Below are 17824 nucleotides of genomic sequence, written 5' to 3' on the forward strand. Positions count from 1 at the left end.
GTGATTCGTATAGAGCTACCGGTACTGGTGGAAAGACTCAACCCCATCTGCCGTCACATGCTGGAGGAGGCCGCAGCCCTCTGCGTCAATCATCAAGGGGCCGAGATCCGCATCGAGCACCTGCTGCTGAAGATGCTGGAGACCCCCCTCTGCGATGTGCGCCAGATCCTCAAACGGGCCGAGGTCGAGGTTGAAGAGTTAAAGAGCCTGCTGCAACCCTCGGCGGCCGATAACGGTTATGGTCAGGGTTATCCCTCCTTCTCGCCGCTATTGGTGGAGTGGCTGCAAGACAGTTGGTTGCTCGCCTCCGCCGAGCTGCAACACGGCCAGCTGCGCAGTGGCGTCATGCTGCTTGTGCTGCTGATGACCCCCCACCGTTACCTGCCGGTCTCGGTGACCCGTCTGCTTGCCAACGTCAATCGCGAACTGCTGCGCCAGCAGTTCGACGACTGGGTCAAAGATTCCGCAGAAACCCAGGTTACCGTTGCGGCAAATGGCACTGCCACTCAGGCTGCATTGCCCGCTGACGCCAGCTTGCTGGCCCGCTTTACCGTCAATGTGACAGAACAGGCCCGTCAGGGGTCGCTTGATCCCGTACTCTGCCGGGATCACGAGATTGATCTGATGATCGACATCCTCTCCCGTCGCCGCAAAAACAACCCCATCGTGGTGGGGGAGGCGGGTGTCGGTAAAAGTGCCCTGATCGAAGGGTTGGCGCTGCGCATCGTCGCAGGCCAGGTGCCGGAAAAATTGCGCGATGTGGAGCTGATGACCCTGGATCTTGGCGCCATGCAGGCCGGAGCCTCGGTCAAGGGGGAGTTCGAGAAGCGTTTCAAGGGGGTGATGCAGGAGGTCAAGGATGCCGTGCGACCTGTCATCCTCTTTATCGATGAGGCTCACACCCTGATTGGTGCCGGCAACCAGGCGGGCGGCATGGATGTCTCCAACCTCATCAAGCCCGCGCTGGCACGGGGCGAGCTGCGCACCATCGCTGCCACCACCTGGGGCGAGTACAAGAAGTACGTTGAAAAAGATGCCGCCCTGTCGCGCCGCTTCCAGCTGGTGAAAGTGGGTGAACCCAATGCAGATGAAGCCACCGTGATCCTGCGCGGCCTGCGCAGCATCTACGAGAAGGCCCATGGGGTGCTGATTGACGAGGAGGCGCTGCAAGCTGCCGCCCAGCTCTCCGCCCGTTACATCTCCGGCCGTCAGCTGCCGGACAAGGCGATCGACGTACTCGATACCGCCTGTGCCCGGGTGGCCATCAACCTCACCACGCCGCCAAGCGCCGTCAGTCACCTGCAAAACGAACTGCGCCAGCGCGAGCTGGAGATCCGTCAGCTGGAGCGCCAGAGCCTGATTGGTCTGGGTGACAACGATGAGCGCCTCGCCGAACTGCAAGCGGCCCAGCAGACCTGTCGTGACAACCTGCGTGAGCAGGAAGCCCGATGGCAGCAACAGCAGGGGCTGGTGCATCGGATTGTCGAACTGCGTGCCGCCCTGCTGGCGGATCAGCAGGATGAGATGCTGGCCAGAGAGGCGCTGGATCTCGCCGATGCGCCGCTCGATCCGCAAGCGGCCGCCGGGCAGCTTGCCGGGCTCGAGCGAGAATTGTCCGAGCTGCAACAGGGTGAGGTGCTGGTCTCTGCCCACGTCGACAAGACTCAGGTCGCCGCGGTGATAGCCGAGTGGACCGGGGTGCCGCTTAATCGCATCTCCCAGGGGGAGCTGGATGTGGTGACCCGTCTGCCGGAGTACCTTGGCGAGCTTATCAAGGGGCAGGATGTGGCGGTGGCTCACCTGCACAAGCACCTGCTGACCGCCCGCGCCGACTTGCGTCGTCCGGGCCGCCCGCTCGGGGCCTTCCTGCTGGTGGGGCCAAGCGGGGTCGGCAAGACCGAAACCGTATTGCAGATTGCCGAGCTGATGTTTGGCGGTCGCCAGTATCTGACCACCATCAACATGTCCGAGTATCAGGAGAAGCACACCGTATCCCGTCTGATCGGTTCGCCTCCCGGCTATGTCGGCTTTGGCGAGGGTGGCGTGCTGACCGAAGCCATTCGCCAGAAACCCTACTCGGTGGTGCTGCTGGATGAGGTGGAAAAAGCCCATCCTGACGTGCTCAACCTCTTCTATCAGGCGTTCGACAAGGGCGAGCTGGCGGATGGGGAAGGGCGGATCATCGACTGCAAGAACGTGGTCTTCTTCCTCACCTCCAACCTCGGTTTCCAGACCATCGTTGAGTATGCCGAGCAGCCCGATGTGCTGCTGGATGCCCTCTATCCGGAGCTCGCCGCCTTCTTCAAACCGGCCCTGCTGGCGCGGATGGAGGTGATCCCCTACCTGCCGCTCGGTCACGACACGCTGGTGCAGATCGTCGGTGGCAAACTCAACCGGCTGGTCAAGCTGCTCAAGGAGCGTTTCGGTGCGGAGGTGGTGCTGGAGAGCGAGGTGGCCGAGGAGATCCTGCTGCGGGCCAACCGTAGCGAGAACGGCGCGCGGATGCTCGAATCCGTCATCGATGGCGCCCTGTTGCCGCCGGTCTCCCTGCAACTGTTGCAGCGCCTCTCGGCCGGTGAGCCCATCAACCGGGTGCGCTTCTCGGTGGCCGATCACCAGTTTGTGGCCGAGGTGGAGGGCTGACCATGGAGCAAGCCCTCGCATTCGCCCTCGCGCTCACCTCGCAACGGGATGAACAACATCTCTGCCACTGGTGGAGCTCGACCCTCAATGCCAGCTTCCAGCCCAAAGGCTTGCTGCTTGGCATGCTGGATGTGAGCGGCCGTCAGCTGGAGTGCAAAGGGTGGGTCAAGGGGCAGGAGGTGGCGCTGGCGCTGGCGGTGGATGATTTCTCTCATCCCCTTGCCTATGTGCTGCACAAGGCGCAATCCCGCACCTGGGACTCCCTCCATGGTGGCGCTCGCATCGAGCATGCCGGTTTTCGTGAACTGCTGGCCAACCTTGGCCAGCCGTGCGGCCTGCACGCTTTTCCACTCAATGATGGCAACGGCAAGCCGTTTGCCGTGCTGGCGATGATGGACAGCGGCGATGTGCTGCAGGAGTGGGCGGCCCGCCCCGAGCTGGCCAGTCTGGCCCAGGTCTTTTGCAACCAGCTCACCCTGATCCGCGATCTGGGACGTAGCCGCCGGGATCAGAGCGTGCTGCGCGACTCCCTGCGTCAGATAAAGGGGGAGGGGGAGCGCCAGCGCCAGCATGAGAAGTTGCTGGGCGAGCAGTTGGTTGGCCAGTCGGCGGTGATCCGCGGCCTGCGCGAGCAGATCGCCCAGGCGGGCCAGCACAAGCTGACCGTGCTCATTCAGGGGGAGACCGGCAGTGGCAAGGAGGTGGTCGCCCGGCTGGTGCATAAGTGCTCCGATCGCGCCAACAAGCCCTTCGTCGCCATTAACTGCGCCGCCATTCCGGAGAATCTCATCGAGAGCGAGCTGTTCGGTTATCAGAAGGGAGCCTTCTCCGGTGCCCTCTCCAACAAGACCGGGCTGGTGGCGCAGGCCAATGGTGGCACCCTGTTTCTCGATGAAGTGGGCGACATGCCCGCCGCCATGCAGGCCAAGCTGCTGCGGGTGCTGGAAACCCGCAGCTACCGGCCCCTTGGGGCAGAGCAAGAGTATCACTCCGATTTTCGCCTCATCGCGGCCACTCATCAGCCGCTGACCCGCCATGTGGAGGAGGGGCGGTTCCGTGCCGACCTCTACCATCGTCTCTGCCAGTGCCTGCTGCTGATCGCCCCGTTGCGAGAACATATCGAAGATGTGCCGCTGCTGTGCCAGCACTTCATGGCCCAGTTTGCCGCGCAGGATGACAAGGGACTGGCTGGCTTGCAGCGCAAGTTCCTCAAGCAACTGCAAAGTTACGACTTCCCCGGCAACGTGCGCGAGTTGCGCAACCTGCTGGAGGTGGCCTGTGCCCACACCCGTCACGGTGAAGAGGTAGGGCTTGGCGCCTTGCCACCGGAACTGCGGGATCGGGTCTGTGCCGAGCTGCCCGATGCGCTGGATGATTACAACCATATCCGCGATCTGCGCCGGGCCATGCAGCAGTACGAGGCATCGGTGATTGAAGCGCGCCTGCGCTACTTTCAGGGCAATCGCATGCTGGTGGCCGAGAGCCTCAATATTCCCAAGCGCACCCTGGATCACAAGTGCCAGAAACTGGAGGTGAACTGATGATCATCATGGGTTTGTTGCCCCTGCTGCTGGCGACCGGCAACGCAGTCCCCCCCCTCGATATGGCGGGTTGGCAAGCGTGTCGCCGCGAGCCATCCCCGCTGATCCGGCTCGCCTGTTATGACGCCCTTGGCAATGAGGCGATGCCATCAGGCAGCAAGGAGAGCACCAAGTCTCCGTCCTGGCTGGCGATAGCGGAGCAGGAGTTGGCACGAGTGCCCGATAGCTCCCCCTTCCTGTTGCGACAGGATGAGGAGAGCGGCACGGCGGTACTGACCCGTCCGGCCCTGCGCGGTGCCACCCTGGCGATCGGCTGCGTCAACAACATCACCCATATCCGCTTGCGACTGGATGCGCCGTGGCGCGGGGAGAGTGTCGAGGTCGCGCTGGATGGACAAGCCACTCGCAGCAGTCAGAGCTGGTTTATCCGGGATCAGGGATGGCTGCTCGAATATGGCCGCGGTCTGCCCGCTATAGAGGAGCTCAAACGCTGGATTGGTCATCGTGAATTGCAGGTTCAGGCGGCCAACGGTGCCTTGCTGCGGGTCGATCTCGGCGGTCTGAAAGAGGCGCTGATACCGGTGCGCCAACAGTGTCGCTGGTAGGGGGGCAAATGAGCTATCAACACCCCTGGTGTAGCCGTCTGCTCACCAGCTTGCCGGATGCACAGATCAAAGGGGCTGTGCTGGCCGATGAACCGCGCTGGGACTATGTGGAGACCGAGCTGGTCAAGTTGGGCTCCCTTGCCCACAGCCAGGTCGATCTCAATGCGGTGGCCGAAGCCTGTCTGGGGTTGCTGGAGAGTCGCACCAAGGATATGCGGGTGTTGGCCCAGCTGTTGCGCTGCCTGCAACATCCGGCCAAAGCGACCCCGATGGGAGCGGCATTGAGTTTGCTGGAAGCCTGGATCAAGGCTTACTGGCTGTTGGCCTGGCCCGGGAATGCGGCTCAGAAGCAGCGATTGATGGTGCAGATCATCAAGCGCTTCGAGGGGGCCCTGCCGAGGGTGAGCGAGAGCGCTTCGGCGGCCGAGCTGGCTCAGTTGCTGGCGCAGGCTGAACAGCTGGAGGCCGTCTGGCTGGCCCAGTGCCCCGACAAGAGCGAGCTGCTGGATCCCCTGATGATGGGGTTGAAGCGAGCGCAGCGACAACAGGTTGTCCAGGCTCAGGCTGATGCCGGAACTCAACCTGTAAGCAGCGCTGTTGCAGCCACCGCCAGCGCGAGCAGCATGGCGAGCGCTATGGTGCTCAGTGGCAGCAGCAAGGGCTCCGGCATCGAGATTGACAGCTCCAACGATCGGGCATGGCGACAGACCCAGCTCAAGGTGGCGGAGCTGCTGATTGAGCGCCAGCCGGAGGCTGCGATCGGTTATCGGCTGCGTCGTCACGCCATCTGGGCCGGCATCACCACCCCGCCGATGACGGCGCAGGGGAACAAAACCCAGCTGGCCTCCATGTCGGTGGACATGGTGGATGAGTATCGCGCCGCCATGGGCACGCCAGATCTGGCGCTCTGGCAGCGCATCGAGCAGAGCCTGATGCTGGCCCCTTACTGGTTCGAGGGGCACAGGCTCTCGGCCGAGGTGGCCCAGAAGCTGGGATATGGCGCGGTGGCGCAGGCCATCATGGCGGAGCTGGATGCGTTTTTGCTGCGTCTTCCCGCGCTGCGGGATCTCACCTTCAGCGATGGTTCTCCGTTTCTCTCCTCCGAGTGCAGTCGCTGGTTGCAGCCTGCCAAGAGTGGTGGAGGCGGCAGCGGACAGGCCGAGCTGGCCGAGGAGGTTGCCTTGCGTCATGGGGAGCAGGGGATTGCCGCCGCGCTCGCCCTGCTTGATGAGCGGATGGCACAGATGAAAGAGCCAAGAGCCCGCTTCCATGCCTTGCTGGTGCAGGCGGAGTTGTTGGAGCAGGAAGGCATGGAGGCGCTTGCGCGCCAGCAATATCAACACTTGTGGCAAGAGGCGAATCGCCTCGGGTTGTCGCAGTGGGAGCCTGGGCTGGTCAGCCGCCTGGCCCCCTATGCCGCTCATTTGCCGAACTAAGTGCCGAAATGAGTCATTGAGTCGGAGTTGGATCACATTTTATGTTCAAAACCATTTTTACCTTGTCGAGGCAACAGCTGCCGAAACTGAAACCCTCCTGGCCCCTGCTCGGTGTGGTGCTGTGGGTTGTCGCCCTGATCCTGGTGTGGTGGCTGGGGCCTCGCATCGAGATCCGTGATGCCAAGCCATTCGAGCCCTTGTGGGGGCGGGTGGTGTTTACCCTGCTCTGGCTCTGGTTGCTGCTGGGGGTACTCTCCTGGCGGGTATGGCGCAAGATGAAGCAGCTCAAGGCCGAGCGCCAGCATGAGGTGCTGCTGGAACAGGATCCGGTCAAAGGGCTCATCGACAAACAGGCGCAGTTCCTCAATCGTTGGTTGCAAGCCTTGAATGAACACCTTGGCAAGGGGGCGCCCTACGCCATGCCATGGTATCTGGTGCTGGGTCTGCCCGGCAGCGGCAAGAGCAGCCTGATCCACCGTGCCAATCCGGCCAACAAGCTCAATCCCAGACTCGATACCGAACTGCGGGACGTGGCGCAAGGCCAGCTGGTTGATTGCTGGCTGGGGGAGCAAGCCGTGATGCTGGATCCGGCCGGCGCGCTGTTGTCACAAGCCGAGCCCGAGCTGGATCCGCAAGCTCGCAAGCATGAGCGGCTCTGGCTGCATTTGCTGAACTGGCTCAACGAGCACCGTCGTCGTCAGCCCCTTAATGGTCTGGTACTGACCGTTGATTTGGCATGGCTGTCCGCTGCCAGCGTGGCCGAGCGCAAGGCGTATGCCCAGCTGATGCGAGCCCGGTTGCAAGAGGTGTCGGCCACCATGAATACCCGGCTGCCACTCTATGTCACCTTCACCAAACTCGATATGCTGCGCGGCTTTGATGTGGTCTATGAGCAGTTGGATAAAGAAGCACGTGACGCCGTGCTGGGGGTGACCTTCAACCCCGGCAGCAGTCAGGGCAAATCCTGGCAGCAGGATCTGGCGTTGTTCTGGGATCAGTGGGTCGACAATCTCAACCGCAATCTGCCGGAGATGATGCTGGCCCGGCTCGATGCCGCCCAGCGCAACGCCCTCTTCTCGTTTGTTCGTCAATTGGCGGGTCTCAAGGATTATGTGACCAGCCTGCTCGATGAAACCCTGACCATTGAAGAGAGCAAGCCACTGCTGGTGCGCGGCGTCTATATCAGCTCCGTTTATCAGCAAGGTGTCCCGTTCGATGCCTTTGCCCAGGCCGCTTCCCGGCGTTACAGCTTGCCCGAGCCGATCCACTCCGCCCTGCGCGGGGAGTCCAACACCTATTTCGTGCGCAAGCTCTTCTCCTCGATCATCTTCCCGGAGGCCCATCTGGCCGGAGAAAACCGGCTGCATACCCTCTATCGCCGCCGCCGGATGACCATTGGCCTCGGCTGTTTGTCGCTCTTCTCTGCCGCCCTGATCGGTGGCTGGCACTACTTTTACCGGGTCAACGAGGAGGCGGGTCGCAATGTACTGACCAAGGCGCAGGCCTTTATGGAGACGAATGAGGTGGCCGATGCCCACGCCTTCGGGGTGAGCCAGTTGCCGCGTCTCAACCTTATTCGCGAGGCGACCCTCTCTTTTGGCAACTACCGGGAACGCATGCCGCTGGTGGCGGATCTCGGCCTCTATCAGGGGGACGAAATTGGCCCCTATGTGGAGGGATCCTATCTGCAACTGCTGAGTCTGAGCTTTCTGCCGGCCCAGATGCAGGGGCTGCTGGACGATCTCGACCAGGCGCCGGCTGGTAGCGAGGAGAAGCTCGCCATTCTGCGGGTGATGCGGATGCTGGATGATGCCTCTGGTCGCAACAAGGAGCTGGTGGAGCAGTACATGGCCAACCGCTGGCAAAAAGCGTTCCCGGGGCAGGGGGCAGTGCAGGAGCAGCTGATGGGGCATCTTGACTATGCCCTCGATCATACCGACTGGCATGGCGCTCGCGCCGCTCGTGATCAGGCCGCCATCACGGCATTTTTGCCGTTCAAGGAGCCGGTGTATGGCGCCCAGCGGGAGCTCGGTAAGCTGCCCATGTATCAGCGGGTCTATCAGAATCTGGTGGTGAAGGCGGGCGATGTGCTGCCGCCTGCTCTCAACGTGCGTGACGAGGTGGGCCCCGCCTTTGATACCGTCTTTGCCCTGCGCAACGAGAGTGCCGGTCAGGTGCCGCGTCTGCTGACCTGGCCCGGTTTCAGCGATTTCTTCCTCAAGCAGGACAAGGCGCTGCTAGACCTGACCGCCATGGATGCCTGGGTACTGGGCCAGCGCAAGCTGAGCCAGTTGAGCGAGGCCGATCGCAAGGATATCACCCGTCAGGTCAACGATCGTTACGTCACCGATTACGTCAACCAATGGCAGACGTTGCTGACTAACCTTGACATCCAGCCTCTCTCCAGCCCCGAGCAGGCGCTGGATGTGCTCTCCACCATTACCGGTAATGACCAGCCGTTCCTGCGGGTGCTGGCCGCACTGGATGATAACACCCGTATTCGCAAACTGTCCGATGTGGAAGGGGATCCGGCACAGGCACTCACGGCGCGTATCGGTCGACCCTTTATGGCCACCAACGGTGTCTTGACCAGCCGTGGCGAGCAGGGGCCGCTGATTTCGGAAGTGAACCAGAAGCTGATTGAGCTGCAGCATTATATGGAGCTCATCGTCAATGCCACCGAGCCGGGACAGTCAGCCCTCAAGGCGGTGCAGTTGCGTCTGGCCAACAAGTATGCCGACCCGGTCTTTGCTCTGCAGCAGTATGCCCGTGGCCTGCCAGACCCACTTAATCGCTGGGTGGGGCAGCTGGCGGATCAAAGCTCGCAACTGGTGGTCGATCTGGCGATGTCATCCCTCAATCAGGAGTGGCAGGAGAAGGTGTTGGCACCGTTCAACAGCCAACTGGCAGATCGTTATCCGTTTAACCCGGGCTCAGCCAAGGATGTGCCGCTCTCAGAGATGGAACGTTTCTTTGCCCCCGGCGGCACGCTGGACAGCTTCTATCAGGTCAACCTCAAGCCGATGGTTGAAGGCGGGCTGATGGAGGGTGAACTGAGCTCACCCATTCAGGCCGAGCTGGTCAAGCAGCTGGATCGCGCGGCGCGCATCCGCCAGACCTTCTTCAGTCAGCAGGGCAATCTGGAGGTGCAATTTGCCCTCGAGCCCATCGAGCTCACCGCCAACAAGCGGCGTAGCGTGCTCAATCTGGATGGCCAGTTGCTGGAGTATGCCCACGGTCGTCGCAACAAGATCCCGCTGGTGTGGCCAAACACCATGCGCGACGGGGCCGAGAGCAAGATCACCCTGGTACCGGCTGCTCGTGAACGGTCGCCGCGCAGCGAAGGCTTTGTCGGACCCTGGGCCATGTTCCGCCTGATGGACAAGGGGGAGCTGACCCGGGTCAACGACGCCACCTTTGATGTCCGTTTTCCAGTGGATCACGGCGCCATGACCTATCGGGTCTATACCGACAGTGCCCAGAACCCCTTTACCGGCGGCCTGTTCAGCCAGTTCAGATTGCCTGAATCCCTCTATTGATCATGCAGGGGGGCATACGAGCCCCTCTCATCTTGGAAGCCGATATGTCACAGAATCAACAAGGCCAGCAGGCATTGAAGGTGGGGCGAGACCCCAGAATGTTGCCGGAATACGAGGCGCTGCGCGCCGAGATCAACAAGCTCAGTCACGCCTCCCGCCCCGAGGTGGATTGGGTCCGGATCCATCAGCTCGCCAGTCAAATCTTTGAAAAGCACGGGGTGGATCTGCAGACCGCCATCTACTTCACCCTGGCACGATCCCGGCTGCAGGGATTGAGTGGCTTTACCGAAGGGTGCGAGTTTCTCGCCAATCTGATCGTCACCCAGTGGGAGAGTGTCTGGCCGCCGTTACACCAGGAGCGGGCCCGTATCGAGATGCTCGACTGGTTTATCGCCCGCATCAGCGACGTGATCCGCCAGTACCAGATCAGCCACGAGGACAAGCGGTTGATCTACCGCTGCGAGCGTGCACTGCAACTCATCAGCGAGAAGTTGCACAACGTCGGCCTCAGTCGCATTCCCCGGGTCGAGAATCTGGTGCACTTCATCGAGGGGTACACCCATCTGTTTGACGAGACAGAGATCGTCATCGTCTCCGATGAGCCGGGACTCAAGGAGGAGCTGCAGATCCCGCCGATGGTCTTTTTCAAGCCGGATATTGAGCAGAGCCACGGCAGCGTGGCTTCGGCATCGACCCCGCACCTGCCTCAGGGCAGCATTCTGGTGGGGCGCGAGAAGGGACAGGTCAAGCCGACTGTGCTCAAGATCGAGCCGCATCGAAAACAGCGGCCCGCCTGGTTCTGGTTTGGTTGTGGCCTGCTCAGCTGCGCTTTGCCCATGATGGGGTGGTTTGGGTGGCAACATCAGCAGCAGGAGAAGGCTATCGCGGCGCAACGGCTGCAACAACCCGCCGCAGCGCTGCCACAGGCCCTCAGTTATGACGATATTCGCCAGGCACGTATCGTACTGGGGGAGCAGACCCTGCAGGGGATGGAGAACGAGTTGGTGTCACGTTATCAGGCCCAGTTGGACCGACTGGAGCGGGCCTCTCCCCTCTACTGGTACCGTTATGGCGATGGGCTGCGCAATTCGCTGCAGATGCTCTATCCCGACTCGCTGGCGGTCAAGGCCCTCGACAAACAGTGGCAGACCGCGCTGGCTGGCCAGCAGGGTGACCTCAACCGGGTGCCAACCTATCTCGAGGCCCGCGCCGGGGTCGATGCCCTGATCGCTCAACTGCTGGAGCTGGAGCGTCAGCGCAAGACAGTCACGATTTCCTACCTCAAATCCCAGCTCTACGAGGTGCAAAAGAACCTGATGCAGGGCATCCCGTTCAGTGTGCGACTGAGCGAACTGGAGGCTCGAAAAGCGTCGCAGGAGCCTATTACAGCCGCCGAGCTGAAAGGAATAGAGAGTGACTTGCAAGCCCTCAATATTCGGCTTTACCAACTACAGCATGGGTTACCTGATAGTTGATTACTCTGTGTTACGCAATATTTTGCGCACGATATGGAGTGTTTAACTATAGGTGCAACATTTGGCAGGGAAATTGCTCAGTTTGCGCAATTCCTTGCTAACAGCCCACCCTGTTGTTTATCGAAAAATGGTAACTGGCTGATTTTATTTGGTTAATTTTACCGATGCTGAATGGCATAGCCTGTGCTGTGGCCTGTTCTGTTTATTCGTTGTTTATCAAAAGTCCCTGTGCCCGGAGCGTTTCACCGGCTGTCACAGGGGCAGAGGGAGGATGCCGTTGCGTCTCCCCGCTCATATGGAGAATGACTATGTGTCCCGCTATCGCACTGCTCGGTGACATTGGCACCGACCACGATGGCTTTCCACCGACCCCGGTGATAGCTGCCAGTCCTGACGTGTTCCTCGATGGCAAGCCTGTGGCCCGTCAGGGTGATCCACTGGCACCCCACGACAAGCCCAACAATCCACCTCACCCGCGCAGCATCGCCGGAGGCGTAGGGTCTGTGCTGGTCAATGGCAAACCTATCGCTATAACCGGCACCGCGGTGGATTGTGGTGGCGTAGTGATTGGTTCCGGTAGCGGACAGGCCGGTTAGAGAGTGCTGTCACTGTTTTGATCGGTTATGAGGTAAGGCCGTCAATGATGGCTTTATCTCATCATCGAACCACCAAGTAGCGCGCCGCGGGCGTGCGGTAGCTATGGAGAAGGCACAAGATGGCCAATAGCACAGGATTACAATTTACCGCCAAGGTGGGGGCGCTGCCCGAGAGCACCTTCGTGGTGGCCAGTTTCCAGCTGGATGAGGGGCTGAACCGGCCGTTCAATCTGCAGCTGGAGGTGGCCAGCAGCCAGCCTGATGTCGACTTTGGCGCCGTGCTGGACCAGCCCTGCGAGCTCATGGTGTGGTACAACGGCGAGCTGCAACGCCGGGTGTGCGGGGTAGTGAGCGAATTTGCCCAAGGGGACAGCGGCTTTCGTCGCACCCGCTATCAGCTGCAAGTCAAACCCGCCCTGTGGCGACTGGGGTTGCGCCAGAACTCCCGCATTTTTCAGGCGCAGAAGCCCGACGAAATCCTCAGCATCCTGCTGCAAGAGCACGGCATCACCGACTACGCCTTTGCCCTGAAAAATGAGCATGCCCAGCGGGAATACTGCGTCCAGTACCGCGAAACAGACCTCGATTTCGTGAACCGCCTCGCAGCCGAAGAGGGCTTGTTCTACTTCCACGAATTCGAGCAAGGCAAACACCGCATCGTCTTTGCTGACGATGCCGCAGCCCTGACTGCCGGCCCCGAGCTCTTTTTCAACCTTGGCAACCGTTCGCTGGAACAAGGTCCTTACGTGCGCCAGTTCCACTACCGCGAGGCGGTGCGTCCCTCTGATGTGGAGCTCAAGGACTACAGCTTCAAGACCCCGGCCTATGGCCTCTCCCACAAGAAGCTGGGCGCAGAGCTTGAGCATCAACGGGACACTTACCAGCACTTCGACTACCCGGGCCGCTACAAGCAGGACCCGAGTGGCAAGGCGTTTGCCCAGCACCGGCTCGATGCCCTGCGCAATGACGCGGTGGCAGGCAGTGGCAAATCCAACTGCGCCGCCTTGTTGCCGGGCCAGCACTTTTCATTGACCGAACACCCCAACGGTAGCCTCAACACCGACTGGCAAATCGTCCATATCCGCCACACCGGTGAGCAACCCCAGGCGCTGGAGGAGGAGGGCGGCAGCGGCCCGACCGTCTACCACAACGAATTTGGCGTGGTGAAGGCAAGCACCACCTGGCGGGCCCGCGTCGGCAGCCCCGAGGCGCCCCACAAGCCGATGGTGGACGGCCCGCAAATCGCCATCGTAGTCGGCCCCGAGGGCGAGGAGATTTACTGCGACGAGCACGGCCGGGTGAAGCTGCAATTCCCGTGGGACAGATATGGCAGCTCCAACGACCAGAGCTCCTGCTGGGTGCGAGTATCGCAAGGCTGGGCCGGCGGCCAATATGGCATGATGGCCATCCCGCGTATCGGCCACGAGGTGATTGTCTCGTTTCTGGAAGGAGACCCTGACCAGCCCATCGTGACGGGGCGCACCTACCACGCTACCAACCGGCCACCGTATGAGTTGCCGGCCAACAAGACTCGCACCGTGCTGCGCACCGAAACCCACAAGGGCGAGGGTTTTAACGAGCTGCGTTTTGAAGACCAGGCGGGGCAGGAAGAGATTTATATCCACGGTCAGAAAGACCTGAATGTGCTTATCGAAAATGATGCGGCGTGGCATATCAAGCACGACGAGCACCGCGATATCGACAACGAACGGGTCACCCGCATCAAGGCCAACGACCACCTGACGGTGGAGGGTGAGAAGCGTGACCAGATCAAGGGGGACTATTCGCTGACGGTGGATACCTCCATGCATCAGAAGCTGGGTCAATCTCTGCTGGTTGATGCTGGTCAGGAGGTGCATCACAAGGCTGGCATGAAGATCGTGATGGAGGCCGGCGCCGAGTTGACCCTCAAGGTGGGTGGCAGCTTTGTGAAGCTCGACGCCGGTGGCGTCACGCTAAGCGGTGGCTCCATCAAGATGAACTCCGGCGGCAGTCCTGGCTCTGGCTCCGGTTGGGCTGGGCAGATGCCGATCCAGCCCGGTGCGGTTGAGGTTGTTGCCCCCCCTGTGCCTATGGATCCGGTGCGCCAGATTGCAACGCTCAAATCGGCAGAGCCGGTCTGCGAGATTTGTGAACAACTGGCCAAGGGGGAGAGCCAGTAATGGTTTTGCCCGAGTTTGATTTGGCCAAAGGAGAGCAACTCTATCTGCTGCTCGATGGCGGGCAGATCCCCGAGCTTGAACGGCAGTTGTTTGAGGTAACCGATAGCCCCGTTTACCAGCCACTTTATCTCTACGCTCCATGGGATAGTTTGCGGGAGGTCTCGCCCTGTCTGGTTGAGGCCAGCGAGCCCTTGCTCGGCTGGTTTCAGACGCTGCCCGCCAATGCCGGATGGCTGCTTTCATCCCCTTTGTCCCTTTTGCCGCTGGCTGACCAGTTGCGCCAGCTTATCGAGGTCGAAAGTCCCTACGGTAGCCGTATTCTGCTCAAACTGGCAGCGCCGGAAACCATGGCATGTCTATTGGTGGATGCGGATCCCTGGTATTGGCGAGGGATCACACAGGTCTGGCTGCCAACCCGCACAGGTTGGCTCCATTGGCAGGTCAAAGAGGCACTTGCCGAGCCGATTGGCGATACATGCAGACTAACCGATGCACAGTGGGCACGTTTGAGTGACGTGAGCTGGCAACACCAGTTGGATGCAACTTATCACCACATGGCGCACTGGTTTCCTGCCCGATTGGCGCAGCAGAGTGATCCGCAGAACTGGATTGCCCGCTGGGCCGAGCAGGCTTATCAACTTGGATTTCAGACCGAACGCGACTTGCTGCTGTTTTTCAATGTGTTGGGATTTTTGGGCGAGTCGTGGTGGCAGGACGATGCCTATCCGGTCGTGACCAAGTTATTGACTACCCCCTCGGCACAGACCCCGTCACAACGTGTTGAACAAGCTGCCAGCTGGGCAGAGCAACACGTCATTGCACAGGAAAGAACCTCATGAGCACCCCGAATCAAGCAGCTGGCGCTGCCGGCAACAAGGATTGCAAAAGTCCGGTTGGCACTTGCCCTTTTAAAAACAAAGAGATTGCTCTGGTGCCGGTGCGTTATGCCCTGGATGAGCTCTTTGACGTGCCAGCCAAACAACCTCATCCCTTACCGTCGAAAGGGTTCAAGGGCGCCCTGGATCTAAAGGCAACGCCTTACACTTTGCGCCAACTGCGCGATGGCTGGCTCTATGTCTTTGATGAAAAAGCAAAAATTCTCGACGAGTATGAGGTTAAAGGCAGCCAATTTATTCACGAGAGCAAGGGAAGCAAGGGGCATCTGCTTTATCCGGCCAACCACAAGGTGGCGATGGCCTTCTCCCATCAGCGCTGGACCGAGCGGCTGAAAAAGGCGTATCGCAAAGAGAGCGGCCTGCGCAGCAAAGGGATGCGCTCTTTTAATCTGCTCTCGCTGGCCAGCAAGATGGGGGGCGAGCATGCGGGATTGCTCGACCTGCTCTCTACTCACGTAGCCGACATGGGCTTGCCCAACAAGGGATTCGTCAATAGTTGTGCCCCCCTTAAGGCTCCCGCAGGTATTAAACCTGGCAAGCTGTGGCACGACAAACCCGCAGGCTCACCGGAGGCTAGCAAGGCTGGCATACCAGATTTTAAGAGTGCTCTGGTGGTGGCACTCGATGACCTTATCTCGGATATGCACGATGTGACCGAGCGCCTGAGCGACATCATCCTCCGCTATGAACATCCCTTTCATGACGACAACACCCGCCACCGCTGGAACATGGCCGGTATCACCGAGATGCTGGCTCTGCCACAGCTTGATGAGAGCAGTTTGCCGGTCTCAGCCAGAGGCGACCGTCTGGCGACCTTCAAGCTCAAGAAGCAGTTGCAGTCATATCTGGTTGCCAACCATGACTACAAAGAGCGTAAGGGGAGTGGTAATCACTACATCGATCTGGGGGCCGAGCAGCGCCTGATGGCGCAGCATGCTGAACTCAAGCTGCTGGGCCTCAACCCCGACAAGTGGGCCAGCTGGCCCGGGGTGCGTTTTGATGACGAAGTGAACTGGTCTGGGCTGGAAGGGATTATCCAGCAATATGCGCGGGGCGTGGATGCTCTGCGTCCGCGCTGGCTGGCGACCTATGACGATGCCCTGCAGTTACTGCAGGCGTTACCGACCTCCCCTTTGCTGTTGGGGCTTGATAGCCAGACGGAGGATACCCAGACCCTCTTGCTGGCCAGCAGTAGCCAGTGGCTCTTTAGCCTGTTTTTTGCCCCCGATACCCAACGGGGGGCCGCGCTGACCAAGGCATTGAAAAAGGGGGCGCTGCCCGCGCTGGCACACTACGGCTTTGATATCGAAGTTAAAAAAGAGCTCGAGAACAATCCCGGTTGGATTGGGGTGGGCAATATCACCGGTGTCGCCAATGCGCTGGCGGCGATGGAAGCGATAGCCAGTAACCATCTTCTGAGCAATAGCAAGCTGTTTGGCGGGTTCCATGAGGCGGCCAAGGCAACCATGAGCGCCCTCAAAGCGGCCATCGCCGGGGCGGCCATCAAGCCATGGCAACAGCTCAGCGAGTTGCTGCATCCCCATCTGCTCAGCGGTGAAAAACTTGGCCGCACTCTGAGTCTGGTGGTACTCGAATCCATTCACACCGGCCAGCAGGTGCGCATCAACTCCGCATTTGCGGCCGAGAGCAAAGCCTTTGTGGCTCAGGTGCAGGGCAACCTGCTTGGCAAGTTGGCAACGCCCGGCAAGATAACAGAGGGCCACCTTGGCCGGATGAAGGCGGCAGGCGCCGAGTGGTCGCAGCTGAAATGGCCCCGCCTGTTATTGCTGGAAGGCGGTTTGCAGCAGGATTTTGAACGTAAGATGACCAGCTACCTCAATTTGCAGCGGCAAGGGGCGAAAGGGGCACAAGCGGCTGCCAAGGTGTGGCAAGAGTGGGGCAACTTTGGCGGGTTGGCGGCCCTGCTCAACATCGCCAACCTGACGGTGGCGCTGCAAGGGTATGACGAGAGCGCGCGCAAACTGCATGGCAACCCTGCTGCACAGCAGGAGCTGAGCCGCAACCTGGCCTACACCGCCGCCTGGACCGGCAGCGCTATGGTCGCCATCAAGCAAGGGCAGGTGGTGGTGCCTGACCATCTTCTTGAGAAACGCTTGGCTCTTGCCATGAAGGAGAACCCCGCCCTGGTGCGCCGCTTTGCGCTCACCACTGGCTGGATGACCGGGCTGGGGCTGCTGGCGGCGGGGCTGGAGGCGTGGGAAACACGCGCCAAGCTAAAGGATGATACCAATGCCGATATGGAGAGATTTGGTTACCAACTCAAGCTAGGTGGCCTGATCGCGCAGGGTATACCAGCCTTGTGGGCTTCCGGGAATCTGATAGCTGGAGCATCACTTGGTGCAATCTGGGCTCCCTGGATGGTTGCCGCTATCGGTATCGGCAGCCTGCTCTATCTGGCCGCCACCGTGATACTGGCACGCTACAGCCGTCTGCCTATTGAGCGCTGGCTGTTGCAATCCACCTGGGGCACCAAACCAGCCGGGTGGCCTGCGGCTGAAGAGTTGCTCCAGTATGAGCGGGTTGCCTGCCAGCCGACGGTGGAGCTCAAGGGGGAGACGCTGACCGTTGCGCTGCCGCCGCACCTGCGCACTATCACCTTGCAGCTGTCGATAAGGCGCCTCGGTTATGCGCCCTCCGGCCAAAGCTACCCCGCGGTGAGCGCAGTATTAGGGCCTGCGCAAGAGGCCGCCATCAAGATGACCAGCCAAGAGGCGGGGCAGGTGACATTGGTGGTCGCGGCCAATCAGGGGGATGAACTGCAGTTGCAGATAGGTTACCCGGCGGAAGAGAGTTTAAGTGGCCAGCCCTTGCGCTTTATGGCCCGCGGTACCTTGGCCAAAGGGGTGGTATTGACCGCTGAGATCGATGATAAACTGCCCGCCCAGGGCACCTTGATAGAGTTGAAATAAG

General features: G+C 60.6%; 10 protein-coding genes. All 10 read left to right on the plus strand.

Annotated features, from left to right (window positions below):
• The 10 genes from tssH to I6L35_RS12960 all read left to right on the plus strand — a co-directional run bounded on the left by tssH (position 1) and on the right by I6L35_RS12960 (position 17823).
• Positions 1–2643 carry a type VI secretion system ATPase TssH gene (gene tssH, locus I6L35_RS12915; RefSeq protein ID WP_216978374.1) on the plus strand — a complete coding sequence of 881 codons (2643 nt, stop codon included), beginning with the start codon at positions 1–3 and terminating at the stop codon, positions 2641–2643.
• A gap of 2 nt (positions 2644–2645) precedes the next feature.
• Entirely contained in the window at positions 2646–4184 is a 1539-nt protein-coding gene (locus I6L35_RS12920) for a sigma-54-dependent Fis family transcriptional regulator (RefSeq protein ID WP_005347300.1), read from the plus strand.
• Positions 4184–4789, plus strand: a complete 606-nt coding sequence (vasI, locus tag I6L35_RS12925) for a type VI secretion system-associated protein VasI (protein ID WP_216978375.1) — start codon at positions 4184–4186, stop codon at positions 4787–4789. The genes I6L35_RS12920 and vasI overlap by 1 nt, the downstream gene beginning before the upstream one ends.
• A gap of 8 nt (positions 4790–4797) precedes the next feature.
• A complete protein-coding gene (gene tssA / locus I6L35_RS12930) occupies positions 4798–6225 on the plus strand; it encodes a type VI secretion system protein TssA (protein WP_216978376.1) in 1428 nt (475 codons plus the stop codon).
• Between the two features lie 41 nt (positions 6226–6266).
• Positions 6267–9764 carry a type VI secretion system membrane subunit TssM gene (gene tssM, locus I6L35_RS12935; RefSeq protein ID WP_216978377.1) on the plus strand — a complete coding sequence of 1166 codons (3498 nt, stop codon included), beginning with the start codon at positions 6267–6269 and terminating at the stop codon, positions 9762–9764.
• Positions 9765–9808: 44 nt separating this feature from the next.
• Positions 9809–11239 (plus strand): VasL domain-containing protein, encoded by a 1431-nt coding sequence (locus I6L35_RS12940; protein WP_216978378.1) that lies wholly within the window; start codon positions 9809–9811, stop codon positions 11237–11239.
• Positions 11240–11547: 308 nt separating this feature from the next.
• Positions 11548–11835, plus strand: a complete 288-nt coding sequence (locus I6L35_RS12945) for a type VI secretion system PAAR protein (RefSeq protein ID WP_005347295.1) — start codon at positions 11548–11550, stop codon at positions 11833–11835.
• Between the two features lie 119 nt (positions 11836–11954).
• Positions 11955–13997: a type VI secretion system tip protein VgrG gene (locus I6L35_RS12950; protein WP_216978379.1), complete on the plus strand. Its 2043-nt coding sequence runs from the start codon at positions 11955–11957 to the stop codon at positions 13995–13997.
• Positions 13997–14836, plus strand: coding sequence for a DUF4123 domain-containing protein (locus I6L35_RS12955; protein WP_216978380.1), 840 nt, complete (start codon positions 13997–13999; stop codon positions 14834–14836). Before I6L35_RS12950 ends, I6L35_RS12955 begins: the two co-directional genes overlap by 1 nt.
• Positions 14833–17823, plus strand: a complete 2991-nt coding sequence (locus tag I6L35_RS12960; protein WP_216978381.1) for a toxin VasX — start codon at positions 14833–14835, stop codon at positions 17821–17823. Before I6L35_RS12955 ends, I6L35_RS12960 begins: the two co-directional genes overlap by 4 nt.
• Position 17824: the final 1 nt, after the last annotated feature.

Source organism: Aeromonas sp. FDAARGOS 1405 (genome assembly GCF_019048265.1).
Classification (GTDB): Bacteria; Pseudomonadota; Gammaproteobacteria; order Enterobacterales; family Aeromonadaceae; genus Aeromonas; species Aeromonas veronii_A.